The organism is Methylibium sp., from assembly GCF_013817345.1.
Lineage (GTDB): Bacteria > Pseudomonadota > Gammaproteobacteria > Burkholderiales > Burkholderiaceae_C > Methylibium.
The window spans coordinates 1-13432 of sequence record NZ_JACDCW010000106.1 but is presented as its reverse complement, the minus strand read 5'-3'; the positions used below and the strand labels follow the sequence as shown (position 1 = coordinate 13432).

Here is a 13432-nt window from a genome sequence, read left to right as displayed (position 1 = left end):
GGAGGTGTAGGCAAGACCACCACCAGCGCGAGCTTCGCCGCCGGCCTCGCGCTGGCCGGCCACAAGACCGCCGTGATCGACTTCGACGTCGGCCTGCGCAACCTGGACCTCATCATGGGCTGCGAGCGCCGGGTGGTCTACGACCTCATCAACGTGATCCAGGGCGAAGCCAACCTCCACCAGGCGCTGATCAAGGACAAGCAGTGCGACAACCTGTTCGTGCTGGCCGCTTCGCAGACGCGCGACAAGGAAGCCCTGACGCAAGAAGGCGTCGAGAAGGTGCTCACCGATCTGGCCGCGATGGACTTCGCCTACATCGTGTGCGATTCGCCGGCCGGCATCGAGACCGGCGCGATGATGGCGATGCACTTCGCCGACGAGGCGCTGGTCGTCACCAACCCCGAGGTTTCCTCGGTGCGCGACTCCGACCGCATCCTCGGCATGCTGGCCTCCAAGACCAAGCGCGCGATCGATGGCAAGGAGCCCGTCAAGGAACACCTGCTGATCACGCGCTACAACCCCAGCCGCGTGGTCGGCGGGCAGATGCTCTCTCTGGAGGACATCCAGGAGATCCTGCGCATCCCGCTGATCGGCGTAATTCCCGAGTCCGACACCGTGCTCGACGCGTCGAACCAGGGCCTGCCGGCGGTGCACCTCAAGGACACCGACGTGTCCGAGGCCTACAAGGACGTGATCGCGCGTTTCCTCGGCGAGCAAAAGCCCATGCGCTTCACCGACGCGGCCAAGCCCGGCTTCTTCAAGCGCATGTTCGGCGGGAGGTAAAGCGATGTCTCTGCTCTCATTCCTGCTCGGAGAGAAGAAGAAGACGGCCAGCGTCGCCAAGGAGCGGCTGCAGATCATCCTGGCCCACGAACGCACCGGCCGCGGCAAGCGCGCTGCCGACTATCTGCCGGCGCTGCAGCGCGAGCTCGTCGCGGTGATCTCGAAGTACGTTTCGATCAAGCCGGAAGACATCCGCGTGAACCTCGAGCGTCAGGAGAACCTCGAGGTGCTGGAGGTGAAGATCGAATTCTCGGAAGGCCTGCGGTAACCCTCGGGGTCCGCAAGCGTGCGCGGGGGCGCAACGCAGCTCATGAACACCGCCCCGGTTCACGCTGCACGCCCATGAGATCGATCCAGGTCACGCTGGCACTCATCGCAGCCGGCCTGGCTCTCCTGGGAACGATCGCCGTGCTTCAGGACCGATTGCTCTACTTCCCTGCCCCGGCCACCGTCGGCGCCATGGTGTCGGCCGATCTTCGTGCCTGGCCGGCACAGGGCGACTTCCGCGGCCTCGTGGCAGAACCTTCGGGCCCGGTGCGCGGCACGGCCCTTGTCTTTCATGGCAACGCAGGGCATGCCGGTCACCGCGGGTACTACGCCACAGCGCTCACGCGGCTGGGTCTGCGGGTGATCCTGGCCGAATATCCCGGCTACGGCCCGCGCGGCGGCGCGGTGGGCGAGCGCAGCCTCGTCGATGACGCCGAAGAGACTGTCGCGCTGGCTCATCGCCTGCATGGCCCACCGCTGCTGCTCGTCGGCGAATCGCTTGGGGCCGGCGTGGCCGCGGCGGCGGGCGCCCGGCATCGGGACAAGACGGCTGGCGTGCTGCTGATCACACCGTGGGACCGGCTCGAGAATGTTGCCGAGCATCACTATCCTTGGCTGCCGGTGAAGTGGCTGCTGCGCGATCGCTACGACAGCGCGACCCATCTTGCATCCTTCGGCCGCCCGGTCCTGGTAGCGGTCGCCGGGCGCGACGACATCGTGCCCGCCCGCTTCGGCACCGCGCTTCACGATGCGCTGCCCCAACCCAAGCGGCTCGCGGTGATCCAGACCGCCGGACACAACGACTGGATCGACCACATCGACGACCGGTGGTGGGAGGAGGCAATATCCTTTGTGCTCGGCGAATCGGCCTCGCCGTAACCCGGCCCCCATCACCCCTCGTTCTCCGCCGCGCCACAGCACCATGAAATCTCTGCTTCCCATCGCCCCCACACAAGCCGCGCGCCGCCGGCTCCTGCAAGCGCTGGCGATCACGCCGGCGCTGGGCATCGCTTCGGCATGGGCGGACGATGCGCCGCTGCGCCTGGGCACCTCCACACCGGGCGGCGGCTTCGCGCTGTACGGGCAGGCGCTGGAACGGGTGCTCAATGCGCGCGCCGGTCGAGCGCTGCTCACGGTCGTCGCCACCAACGGCACGAACGAGAACTTGCAAGGCCTCGCAAGCGGCGAGCTCGACATCGCGCTGATCCAGGGCACCTCGGCCAACCAGGTGTTGCAGACACAGGGCGACGCCGGCCTGCGCGTGCTCTATGCCATGTACCCGAGCCCCGGGATGCTGGCGGTGCCGGGCGACTCCACCGCGCGCCGGCTCGAGGACCTGAAGGGCGAGTCAATCGTGTTCGGCGTGCCGACCTCCGGGCTCGTGCTGCTGGCCCGGCAGGTGTTCGGCGCGCTCGGCCTGGACATCGATCGCGACTTCCGCGCCGTGTACGTGGAGAAAGCGGCGCAGAGCCCGCAGCGCGTGCTCGACGGCGAGGCCGCGGGCCTGTGGGGTGCGGGCGTGGGTTGGCCGGGCTTCACCCGGCTTGCAGAGGCGCCGCGCGGCGCACGCTTTATCGGCCCGAGCCCGGCGCAGATCCCGCAGATCCTCCAGGCCCAGCCCTTCCTCAAGGCGATGGAGGTGCCGGCCGGGGCCTACGCAGGGCTCGAGCGTGCGCTGCCGACCGTCGGATCGTGGAACGTGGTGCTCGCCCAGGCCACGTTCTCGGAGGAGCGGGCCTACCGGCTCGCACGTGCGCTGCACGAGGCGGCAGCCGCACTGGCAGCCGCCCTGCCGCAGGCGGCGATGAGCACGGCGCGGCTCACCGTGCAAGCCACGCCGTCGCCGGCACTGCTGCATCCTGGCACCGCACGTTTGTTGCGCGAACTGGGGCTGCTGCCGGCTTGAGGTCGGGCGGCGCGGGCTGTGTCCATCGTTTCTTCTCGGCGTGCCGGCCGATGCGTGACCCGGTACCCCAAGTACCCGACCCGACTCATGCCGCGAAACGGATTGCCCGTGAGCCGCGCTAGAACCCGCGCAGCGTGTCCAGCACTTCGGAGCGGAATTCGCGCCGGTAGAGGATGTACACGACCCCCGCCGTGGCAAGCATGAAGACCAGCGGCGAGAAGAACCACCCTATGACGGCGAAGGCCATGTAGTAGCCGCGCAGCCCGTCGTTGAAGGCCTCGGCGGCCAGGCCCACCACCCGCCCGGCACGGTCGGCGAAGGCCTCGCGCGAGGGCCCGCCCTCGACGGCGAACTCGCTGGCTTCGGGCGCCGAAGCCACCAGCAAGGCGCCGAAGGTGTACTGCCGCAAGCTCCAGGTGAAGCGGAAGAAGCTGTACACGAACACCGCCGTCAACAGCAGGAGCTTGAGGTCGAACACCAGCACCGTGGTGCGCGCGGCGAACGGCAGTTCGCGCGCCAAGGCGCTGGCCTGATCGCTCGCGCCCAGAACCGCAAGCAGGCCGCCGATGATGAGGATGGTCGTCGAGGCGAAGAAGCTCGGGCTGACCGACAGGCTCTGCACCACCACGCCGTCGATCACCCGCACCTCGCGCTTGGTGGTCTGCAGCATCCACTGCCACCGGATGCGGTTGGTGGCGGCGAGCACCGAAGGCTGCACCGAAGCGCGCTTGTCGGCGAAGCGTGCATAGCCGACCCACGCCGCCAAGAACCACACCAGCGCCACCCAGTCCGTCCAGGGCAGCACCGCGAGCATGGTCAGCAAAATCTGCATGCGGCGATGCTAGCGGCTGTGAAGCGGGATCAGAACGGCCGCATCGTGGCGCGCTTACATCATCCGAAGCCGCATTCCACGCCGCCGCGCTGCCTTGACGGAGCAGACCTTCGCGTCGGCCGCGTCCGACCCGGACTTTCCGTGAATCCCGGTCGCGCCGCCGAACCGCCGACTGACATCGGCGACCCGCCGCTTCAGCTCAAGCCGAGCGCAGTGCCCGTGCGTGGCGCTGCAGGGCGCTCAACACACCCTGTAGCCTCTGCTGCTGTTGGGCATCGCGCAGCGCCCCTTCCGGGGTGAAGGCCTGCGCCGCCTGGTTGAGCGCGAACTGCTGCGGCAACACCAGCAGGCCCGGGTTGAGGGCGAGGAAACTTCGCAGGCTTAACAGGCTGCGGATGCCGCCGAGCGCGCCCGGCGAAGCGCTGAGCAATGCCGTCGGCTTGCCGGCCATCGCCGGCTTGTGCTCGGGCAGGCGCGTGGCCCAGTCGATGGCATTGATCAGCAGCGGCGGCGGGAAGGCGTTGTACTCGGGCGAGACGACCAGCAGCGCGTCGTGCGCCGCCATCTCGGAGACGAGCGTGTGCGCCCCCTGCGGCACGCCCTCGCTCGCCTCCAGGTCGCCGTCGTAGAGCGGCAGTGCCAGCGCCCGCAAGTCGCGCAGCAGCGGCTCGGCGCCCTGCTCGCGCAACAGGCTCTCTGCCAATCGCGCGAGTTGCAGGTTGTAGGAGCCCGTGCGCGAGCTGCCGGGCAGGATCAGGACGCGCAGGGGCTGGCTCATGTGGGCGACTCTACTTGGCGAATTGCGCGGCGGCGGCCGCTCACCGAACTGCGGTGCGGGCCAGATCGAACACGATCACTTCGGCATCGACGCCGTTGCTCAGGGTGAGCCGGGCTTCGCCATCGAGCTTCGCCGCATCGCCGGCCGCTAACGCCCTGCCGTTGACCTCGACCGCGCCGCGCGCCACATGCACGTAGGCCAGGCGCCGCGCATCGAGCGTCAGTTCGGCTTGCTCGGCGCCGTCGAAGAGGCCGACGTACATCGCCGCATCGGCGTTGAGCTTCACGGCGCCATGGCGTGCGTCCGGTGAAGCCACGAGCTTCAGCGTCCCCCGCTTTTCCTCAGCCGAAAACTGCTTTTGCTCGTAGCCCGGCTCGATGCCGCGCGCCTCGGGCAGCAACCAGATCTGCAGGAAATGCGTGGTCTCGTCCGCTGCGTGGTTGAACTCGCTGTGCTGGATGCCCCGGCCGGCGCTCATGCGCTGCACCTCGCCCGGCAGGATGGAGGCGCCGTTGCCGATGCTGTCCTTGTGGCCGAGCGCGCCTTCGAGCACGTAGCTGATGATCTCCATGTCGCGGTGGCCGTGCGTGCCGAAACCTGTGCCGGGGGCAATGCGGTCCTCGTTGACGACGCGCAGGTTGCCCCAGCTCATGTGCTGCTCGTCGCGGTAATCAGCGAACGAGAAGCTGTGAAAGCTCTCGAGCCAGCCGTGGTCGGCATGACCGCGATCGGCGGATTTGCGCAGCGTGATCATTTCAAGCCTTTCATCGCGGCGTGGATGCCGCATTCACTCAATGTAGGAGCGGGCCGCGTCGTCATCAGGGGCCAAGGCTTGATGGCATCATTCAAAGCCGCTGAACGTGCGTTCAGCTTCTGCTTCACGGACAAGACGAATGAGCGAACGCCGCAATGTCCTGACGCCCGAGGCGCTGACGATGGTCGACCTGATCGCGCGCACTGGCAGCTTCGCCGCAGCCGCGCGCGAGATGGGCAAGGTGCCTTCGGCGCTGACTTACAGCGTTCGCCTGCTCGAAGACGCGCTCGACGTGCTGCTGTTCGACCGCAGCTCGCGTCAGGCGCGCCTCACCGCCGCCGGTGAAGAGCTGCTGCACGAAGGCCGGCGCCTGCTGATCGAGATCGACGCGGTGGCCAACCGCGTCAAGCGCATCGCGACCGGCTGGGAGACGCAGCTCACCATCGCCTTCGACAGCATCCTCGCGCCGACCGCCCTGTTCGAGCTGGTCGAGTCCTTCTACGCGCTGCGCGTGTCCACCCGCGACGCGCCCGACAGCGCCCCGCCGACCCGGCTGCGCCTGCGCAGCGAAGTGCTGTCGGGCACCTGGGAAGCGCTGGCCACCGGGCAGGCGGATCTGGCCATCGGCGGGGCCGGCGGGCCGACACAGGGCAGCGGCATGCAATGCGAGCCGCTCGGCGAGATCCACATGGAATTCGCCATGGCGCCGCACCATCCCCTGGCGGACGCCGAGGAGCCGCTCAGCGGCGAGACCATCGCCCGCCACCGCATCGTCGCCATCGCCGACAGCGCGCGCAGCTTCACGCCGATGACCGTGGGCGTGCAGCCGGGCCAGGACGTGCTGACGGTGCCTTCGCTCGCCGCCAAGCTCGAGGCCCTGCTGCGAGGCCTGGGCTGCGGCTCCGTGCCCGAGCCGCTGCTGCGCCGCCATGTCGAAGCCGGCCGGTTGGTCATCAAGCGCACCAGGCTGCCGGCACGCAGTGTCGGGCTGCACTACGCCTGGTACGCACCCAGCGGCAGCGCGCCCCCGGGCCTGGCGCTGCAATGGTGGCTGAAGCAACTGCGCAGCGAGGCGACTCGCCACGCGCTGCTGGAGCAGCACGCCGGGTTGGTGCTTTAGAGCGGGCGGACTCGCAAATCCGAGCGGCAGGGCCAGGAGTGCCCGCCCGGCCCGTGCGCTGCACTCGGCCATCACCGCTGAGCCGCTGGCTACCATCGCCCACAGTGAGCACCTCCCTGTCCCGTCATCGCGCCTACACGGGTCGCTTCGCGCCCTCGCCCACCGGGCCGCTGCATGCCGGCTCGCTGGTCGCGGCGCTGGCAAGCTGGCTCGACTCCCGGGCTCATCGCGGGCGCTGGCTGGTGCGCATGGAAGACGTCGACATGCCTCGTTGCGTGCCCGGCGCGGACCGCGAAATCCTGCGCCAGCTCGATGCGCTCGGCCTCGTGCCCGACGCGCCGCCGCAGTGGCAGAGCCGGCGCGGCGCGCTGTATGCCACGGCACTGGAGCGGCTGATCGCGGTGCGCTCGGCTTACCCCTGCGCCTGCACTCGCCAGCAGATCGCCGCGGCAGCAGCCGCACTCGGGCGCCCGCCGGCGCGGCATGAAGAACTGGTTTATCCCGGATCCTGCCGTCCGGAGCGCGGCGGTTTGCGCGGGCAAACGCCGCGAGCCTGGCGACTGCGCCTGCCCGACGACGCGACGGTCCATTGGGCCGATCGCCAGCTCGGTGCGCAGTCGCAGGACGTCGCCGCGGTCGTGGGCGACTTCGTGCTCAAGCGGGGTGACGGCCTGTGGGCGTATCAGCTTGCGGTCGTCGTCGACGACGCCGATCAGGCCGTGAGCGATGTCGTGCGCGGCGCCGACCTGGCCGACAACACGCCGCGCCAGGTGCTGCTGCAGCGTGCGCTCGGCCTGCCCACGCCGCGCTATCTGCACACGCCGCTCGTGATGGCGGTCAGTGGCGAGAAGCTTTCCAAGCAGCACGGCGCAGCGCCGCTAGATGTCAACGATCCGCTGGCGGCCTTGCGCGCGGCCGCGGAAGTGCTGGAGCTTCGCGTCGACGCAGCGCACCAGCCCGACTGGCTTGCCGCCGCAACGCAGGCCTGGGCAGCTCGCTGGGCAAGCCGAGCCTCCGCGTAGGAAACGTCTTACATCGGGCGAAGCGCGCGTCCGATCGTGGCGCTGCAGTGGCGCATTTAGCATCTCCTCACACGCGATACAACCCGTCGCGTTTCCTTTTCCCGAGCACCATGTCCCTGCTGCGCGTTTACCTCGTCGAAGACAGCCCGATCATTCGCGCGAACCTCATCGACACGCTCGAGGAGCTGGCGCCAATCAAGGTGGTGGGCAGTGCCGAATCGGAGGCGGACGCCGTTGCCTGGATCGGCGAGCACACCCAGGACTGGGACATGCTCATCATCGACATCTTTCTCAAATCAGGCTCCGGCCTGAGCGTGCTTCGCAGCCTGCAGGATCGTGGCGAGGACCGCAAGGCGGTGGTGTTCAGCAATTACGCCACGCCCGACATCAAGCGGCGCTGCATGGAGCTGGGTGCCGACGAGGTGTACGACAAGTCCAGAGAGATCGACGCGCTGATTGCCTATTGCTCGGGGCTGGGCTTTACTGCCACCGGCCACGGCGACCTCACTGAATAAGGCCGGTCTTAAGCGCGTAGTACGTCAGGTCGCTGTTCGAGGCGAGCTGCATCTTCTCCATCACACGCGTGCGATAAGTGCTCACCGTCTTGACGCTCAAACTCAAACTCTCGGCGATCGCGCCGATGGTTTCTCCCTGGGCCAGCCGCAGGAATACCTGGAACTCGCGCTCGGAGAGCTGCTCGTGCAGCGGCCCATCGGTCTTGCCGCCGCCGATCTGGTCGGCCAGGAGTTCGGCCACCGCCGCGGTGATGTAGCGGCGGCCCCGGGCGAGCGTGCGCACCGCACTCACGATCTCCGCCGGCTCGCACTCCTTGTTGAGATACCCGCTGGCGCCCTGCTTCATGAGCGGCGTGGCGTAGTGCGCCTCGGGGTAACTAGACAGGATCAGCACCGGCAATTCAGGCGCTCGCGCCTTCACCGCAGCCAACGCCTCGACACCGTTCTGGCCCGGCATGGAAACGTCCATGATCATCACGTCGATGCCGCCGGCGCGCAGCAGTTCGAGCGCCTCCCGGCCGCTGGCCGCCTCGCCCACCACCTGCAGATCGACCTGCTCGGCGAGATACTGCCGCAGGCCGGCCCGCACGATGGCATGGTCGTCGACGATCACGATACGAACCGGCATGAACACTCACCCGCAAGGCGCAACAAGCCTCGATTCTAGGTTGGCACCCGGTGAGCACGGGCTGCCTCTTCCCCCGCTGCCATCGCTGCGCTGCCATCACCGACCATGAGCCCACGCCGTCGCGCCGCCATCCTGAGCTTTCCGCTCGCCCTCATCGCGGCCTTGTCGCTGCTGCTGTTCGGCGAGCTGTCCTATCACCGTTCGCAGACGGCGCTGCAAGACACCACCGACGCCTACGACGTGCGCCTGGAAGTCGAACGCCTCTTGCGCCTCATGGTCGATGCCGAAAGCGGCCAGCGCGGCTACCTGCTGACCGGCCGCACCGACTACCTCAAACCCTTCGCCGAAGCGACGCAGTCGATCGGCCAGCTGCTGCTCGGAATGACACGCTTCTACCTGGCGCCCGCTCGCAGCGAGCAGATGGGCGATTTCGCGCGGCTTGCGCGGCTGGTCGAGACCAAGATTTCCGAAATGGACGTCACCCTGCAGGCGCGCCGCGACGGTCGTGAAAACGCCTGGCGAGCGGTGATCGAATCGGAGATTGGCCGGGAAACCCAGGAACAGCTGCGCCAGCAGGCCGTAGGCCTCGCGCTCGTCGAGAGCGCCCGGCTGCAATCGCACCAGGCGCAGGTCAGCCGCACGCTGCTGATCAGCCGCATCGGCGTCGCGACGATGACGATGCTCAGCTTGCTGGCGTTCTATTTCTATCTGCGCCAGGCACGTCAGGTGATCGCACTGCGGGAGCGCCAGCGCGAGGTGCTCGAAGCCGAACGCGACACGCTCGACCTCGAGGTGCGCGAGCGCACCGCACAGCTCACCGAGCTGGCGCGCTACCTGCAGACCTCACAGGAAAATCAGCGCAGCCTACTGGCACGCGAACTGCACGACGAACTCGGCGCGTTGCTCACGTCGGCCAAACTCGATGTCGCGCGCCTGCAGTCGCGCCTGCCGGCGATCAGCCCGGAAGCGCGTGAGCGCATCGCGCACCTGAACGAGGTTCTCAACAGCGGCATTGCCCTGAAGCGCCGCATCATCGAAGACCTGCGGCCCTCGGCGCTCGGCAACCTGGGCCTGCTCGCCTCGCTCGACATCCTCACGCGCGAATTCGCCAAGAGCTCGGGGCTCGAGGTGCAGGCGACGCTGGAGCCGGTCGAGCTGGCCCCCGACGGCGAGCTGACGGTCTACCGCTTCGTCCAGGAAGCGCTGACCAACATCGCCAAGTATGCGAAGGCCGAGCGCGTCGACGTCGTGCTGCAGCCGAACAACGGCGGCGTGGACATCAGCGTGCGCGACAACGGCAAGGGTTTCGATCCTGCGGTGGTGCGCAGCAGCGCGCACGGCCTGGTGGGCATGCGTTACCGCGTCGAAGCCGAGCGCGGCAGCATGGAGATCGACGCCAAGCCGGGCGGCGGCACGCTCCTGCGGGCCTGGCTTCCGAGCTCGGCGGCCGAACCGAGCGCGAAGCCCTGAGGGCGCCGGGCTTCAGACCGCCAGCAAGTGCTCGCGGTAATACAGCAGCTCGTCGATCGACTCGCAGATATCGGCCAGCGCGGTATGCGCCTGGGCCTTCTTGAAGCCCTCCAGGATGCCGGGTTTCCAGCGCCGCGCCAGCTCCTTGAGCGTGCTCACGTCCAGGTTGCGGTAGTGGAAGAAGGCCTCGAGGTCGGGCATGTCCTTCGCGAGGAAGCGGCGGTCCTGGCAGATCGAGTTGCCGCACATCGGCGACTTGCCGGCCGGCACGTAGGCCTTCAGGAACTCGATCACCCCGGCCTGCGCCTGGGCCTCGTCGACCGTCGAGGCCTTCACGCGATCGGTCAGCCCGCTGCGGCCGTGCGTGCCCTTGTTCCAGGCGTCCATCGCATCGAGCGTGGCATCGCTCTGGTGGATGGCGAACACGGGGCCCTCCACACGCACCGTGACGTTGGCATCCGTGACGACGATGGCGATCTCGATGATGCGGTCGGTCGCCGGCAAGAGCCCGGTCATCTCGAGGTCGATCCAGACCAGGTTTTGGTCGCTCTTGGCGAGCAGCGGTGCAGTGCCGGCGGGTTCGGTCATCGGGGAGTCCTTTCAGAGCGGGCGATTGTCGGTCAACACTTAAACTTGCCGCTTCATGTCCTCCACCGCGCTCACCCTGCTTTTCTCCGGCTTCCTGCTCGCCAGCCTGCTGGTGCGCTTTTGGCTCGCGAGCCGCCAGATTCGCCATGTGGCGCTGCATCGCGATGCCGTGCCGGCGGCCTTCACCGCCACCGTGAGCCTGGCCGCTCACCAGCGCGCCGCCGACTACACGCTGGCCAAGCTGCGCTTCGGCCTGGTGAGCCTGGCGCTGGGAAGCGCCGTGCTGCTCGGCTGGACGCTGCTCGGCGGCCTGGACACCCTCAACGGCTGGCTGCTCGCGGCAGCGCAGCCCGCGCTCGGCGACCTGGGCTACCAGCTCGCGTTGCTCGCTGCCTTTGCCGTGATCGGCGGGCTCATCGAACTGCCGCTCGATGCATGGAGCACCTTTCGGCTGGAGGCGCACCACGGCTTCAACCGCATGACACCGGCCCTGTGGCTGGCCGACCAGGCCAAGGGCGTGGCGGTGGCCGTGCTGCTCGGCGGGCCGATCGCGCTGCTCATCCTGTGGCTGATGGGCGCGGCCGGGCCGAGTTGGTGGCTGTGGGCCTGGGGCGCTTGGGTCGGCTTCAATCTTGCCGTGCTCGTGCTCTACCCCACTGTCATCGCGCCGCTGTTCAACAAGTTCCAGCCGCTCGAAGACGGCGCACTCAAGGCGCGGGTCGAGTCCTTGATGGCGCGCTGCGGCTTTGCCGCCAAGGGCTTGTTCGTGATGGACGGCAGCCGCCGCTCGGCGCATGCCAACGCCTACTTCACCGGCTTCGGCGCGGCCAAGCGGGTTGTCTTCTTCGACACGCTGCTGTCGCGGCTTTCGCCGCCCGAGGTGGAGGCGGTGCTGGCGCACGAGCTGGGCCACTTCAAGCACCGGCACGTCATCAAACGCATCGTCGGCATGTTCGCGATCAGCCTGGCCGGCTTCGCGCTGCTGGGCTTGCTCTCGCAGCAGGCCTGGTTCTACATTGGCCTGGGCGTCACACCCAACTTCAACGCCGCCAACGACGCGTTGGCGCTGCTGCTGTTCCTGCTCGCCGGGCCGGTCTTCAGCTTCTTCGTCGCACCGCTGTTCGCCGGCCTGTCGCGCAAGCAGGAGTTCGAGGCCGACGCCTACGCCTGCAAGCACACGAGCGCAAGCGACCTCAGCGCGGCCCTGCTCAAGCTCTACGAAGACAACGCCTCCACCCTCACGCCCGACCGGCTCTACGTGCGCTTCTACTACTCGCATCCGCCGGCCGGCGAACGGCTGGCGGCGATGGGCGCGCACGCATGAACCGGACCGGCCTCTGGCTCCCTCGCCCCTTTGGGGAGAGGGTGGGGGGCGAGGCGGGGCTTTCGAGGCGCATGCGCCGAGCCCGCCGAACGGCAGCGGCTTGCAAGCCGCTGCGCGCGCTGCAAGCGAGGGGCCAGCCCGAGATGCACATGCCCGCGAGGCCCTTTATGAGGAAGTGCGCTTGACCCAGCCGGTCGAGCTCGACCTAGGCTTGGTGGTCGCCGGCCACGGCCGCCACTACATCGTCGAAACCCCGGAACGCAAACGCCTGATCTGCCACCCGCGCGGCAAGAAGAGCGCATGCGTGGTGGGCGACCGCGTGCGCTGGCAATCCATCTCGCAAGGCAGCGGCGGCGCTTTGGGCGAAGGCGTGATCGAGCACCTCGAACCGCGCCGCAACCTGCTGTTCCGCCAGGACGAGTGGAAGACCAAATCCTTCGCCGCCAATCTGGATCAGCTGCTGGTGTGGTTCGCGGTCGACCCGGTGTTCAGCGAATCGCAGCTCGCGCGCGCGCTGATCGCTGCCGAATCGGCCGACATCGCTGCGACCATCGTCCTCAACAAGACCGACCTGCCCGGCGCGGCGGTGCAGAGCGAGCGCCTGGCTCCCTACCGTGCCATGGGCTACGAGGTGCTGGAGCTCTCGCTGGCGCAAGGCTTCGACGCTGCGCAAGCCGTGCTGCAACCGCGCCTGGACGGCAAGGCCACGCTCGTGCTCGGCCCCTCGGGCGCCGGCAAGAGCACGCTCATCAATGCGCTGCTGCCCGACGCCAAGGCGCAGGTCGGCGAAATCTCGCAGGCGCTCAACTCGGGCCGCCACACCACGACGACGACGCAGTGGTATTGGCTCGACGCCGAGCGCGGCAGCGCGCTGATCGATTCCCCGGGCTTTCAGGGCTTCGGCCTGCAGCAGATCGAGGCCGCGCAACTACCGGCCTACATGCCCGACCTGCGCGCACACGCGGGCGGCTGCAAGTTCTACAACTGCACGCATCGCCATGAGCCGGGCTGCGCCGTGATCGCCGCCGTCGAGCGCGGCGAGGTCAGTGCGAGCCGCTGGCGCATTCACGGCGAGCTGCTGGAGGAGATGACGCGCACGCGGTGGTGAGAGCCGCAGCGGCTAATACCAAGCCGCAATCAAACGCATCGATGCTGATGCTGCAGCGCAGCTGCCGAGGGCATCGGGCGAGCGGCTCCGTTCATGTCCTCCGGCGTCGGCCTGCCGGCCGACACCTCCCCCTTTACTTCACTGCACCGCTCACCCGACGCCCTCGGCAGCAGGCACCGTCGCAGCCTCGAACGACTGCAGAACCGAGCATCTACGGTGGTGGCAGGAGCGCTGTGGCGGGTTGCTGTGTGGAGTGAAGTCAAGGAGGAGGGCTGGGCGTGAGCCCGGCCCGGGGGACATGAACGCAACACAGCGACCCGGCGCAGCGCTCGCGCGC

At 68.3% G+C, this 13432-nt stretch carries 16 protein-coding genes; 10 read left to right on the top strand and 6 right to left on the bottom strand.

The window, feature by feature from the left end:
* From minD to H0W40_RS16550, 4 genes are all read left to right on the top strand, one after another.
* The coding region (gene minD / locus H0W40_RS16565; protein WP_292448379.1) for a septum site-determining protein MinD at positions 1-783 on the top strand (783 nt) is incomplete at its 5' end.
* 4 nt (positions 784-787) lie between these two features.
* Positions 788-1051, top strand: coding sequence for a cell division topological specificity factor MinE (minE, locus tag H0W40_RS16560; protein ID WP_292448376.1), 264 nt, complete (start codon positions 788-790; stop codon positions 1049-1051).
* A gap of 74 nt (positions 1052-1125) precedes the next feature.
* A complete protein-coding gene (locus tag H0W40_RS16555; protein ID WP_292448374.1) occupies positions 1126-1929 on the top strand; it encodes an alpha/beta hydrolase in 804 nt (267 codons plus the stop codon).
* A gap of 43 nt (positions 1930-1972) precedes the next feature.
* Positions 1973-2956, top strand: coding sequence for a TAXI family TRAP transporter solute-binding subunit (locus H0W40_RS16550; protein ID WP_292448372.1), 984 nt, complete (start codon positions 1973-1975; stop codon positions 2954-2956).
* Between the two features lie 118 nt (positions 2957-3074).
* Here H0W40_RS16550 and H0W40_RS16545 read toward each other — a convergent pair whose 3' ends face one another.
* The 4 genes from H0W40_RS16545 to H0W40_RS16530 form a co-directional block, all read right to left on the bottom strand.
* Positions 3075-3788, bottom strand: a complete 714-nt coding sequence (locus H0W40_RS16545) for a DUF599 domain-containing protein (RefSeq protein ID WP_292448369.1) — start codon at positions 3786-3788, stop codon at positions 3075-3077.
* A gap of 199 nt (positions 3789-3987) precedes the next feature.
* Positions 3988-4566: an NADPH-dependent FMN reductase gene (locus H0W40_RS16540; protein ID WP_292448366.1), complete on the bottom strand. Its 579-nt coding sequence runs from the start codon at positions 4564-4566 to the stop codon at positions 3988-3990.
* Between the two features lie 40 nt (positions 4567-4606).
* Positions 4607-5320: a pirin family protein gene (locus H0W40_RS16535; protein WP_292448363.1), complete on the bottom strand. Its 714-nt coding sequence runs from the start codon at positions 5318-5320 to the stop codon at positions 4607-4609.
* Positions 5317-5448: a hypothetical protein gene (locus tag H0W40_RS16530; protein WP_292448360.1), complete on the bottom strand. Its 132-nt coding sequence runs from the start codon at positions 5446-5448 to the stop codon at positions 5317-5319. The genes H0W40_RS16535 and H0W40_RS16530 overlap by 4 nt, the downstream gene beginning before the upstream one ends.
* Before the next feature lie 11 nt (positions 5449-5459).
* Here H0W40_RS16530 and H0W40_RS16525 point away from each other — a divergent pair, with 11 nt between their 5' ends.
* From H0W40_RS16525 to H0W40_RS16515, 3 genes are all read left to right on the top strand, one after another.
* Positions 5460-6440: a LysR family transcriptional regulator gene (locus H0W40_RS16525; protein ID WP_292448358.1), complete on the top strand. Its 981-nt coding sequence runs from the start codon at positions 5460-5462 to the stop codon at positions 6438-6440.
* Between the two features lie 104 nt (positions 6441-6544).
* Positions 6545-7462, top strand: a complete 918-nt coding sequence (gluQRS, locus tag H0W40_RS16520; RefSeq protein WP_292448356.1) for a tRNA glutamyl-Q(34) synthetase GluQRS — start codon at positions 6545-6547, stop codon at positions 7460-7462.
* A gap of 110 nt (positions 7463-7572) precedes the next feature.
* Positions 7573-7977, top strand: a complete 405-nt coding sequence (locus H0W40_RS16515; protein WP_292448354.1) for a response regulator — start codon at positions 7573-7575, stop codon at positions 7975-7977.
* Here the strand turns inward: H0W40_RS16515 and H0W40_RS16510 are convergent.
* The gene (locus H0W40_RS16510) at positions 7967-8605 is read right to left on the bottom strand and encodes a response regulator transcription factor (protein WP_292448351.1); all 639 of its coding nucleotides are present in this window, start codon (positions 8603-8605) and stop codon (positions 7967-7969) included. The genes H0W40_RS16515 and H0W40_RS16510 overlap by 11 nt on opposite strands.
* A 105-nt stretch (positions 8606-8710) precedes the next feature.
* Here H0W40_RS16510 and H0W40_RS16505 point away from each other — a divergent pair, with 105 nt between their 5' ends.
* Positions 8711-10075 (top strand): CHASE3 domain-containing protein, encoded by a 1365-nt coding sequence (locus H0W40_RS16505; protein WP_292448347.1) that lies wholly within the window; start codon positions 8711-8713, stop codon positions 10073-10075.
* Positions 10076-10087: 12 nt separating this feature from the next.
* Here H0W40_RS16505 and orn read toward each other — a convergent pair whose 3' ends face one another.
* Positions 10088-10663 (bottom strand): oligoribonuclease, encoded by a 576-nt coding sequence (gene orn, locus H0W40_RS16500; RefSeq protein WP_292448345.1) that lies wholly within the window; start codon positions 10661-10663, stop codon positions 10088-10090.
* A 55-nt stretch (positions 10664-10718) separates the two neighbouring features.
* On the opposite strand from orn, the gene H0W40_RS16495 reads away from it, so the two are divergent.
* On the top strand, positions 10719-11987 hold the full coding sequence (locus H0W40_RS16495; protein ID WP_292448344.1) for a M48 family metallopeptidase: 1269 nt from the start codon (positions 10719-10721) through the stop codon (positions 11985-11987).
* A 181-nt stretch (positions 11988-12168) separates the two neighbouring features.
* Positions 12169-13095: a ribosome small subunit-dependent GTPase A gene (gene rsgA / locus H0W40_RS16490; protein WP_292448341.1), complete on the top strand. Its 927-nt coding sequence runs from the start codon at positions 12169-12171 to the stop codon at positions 13093-13095.
* Positions 13096-13432: the final 337 nt, after the last annotated feature.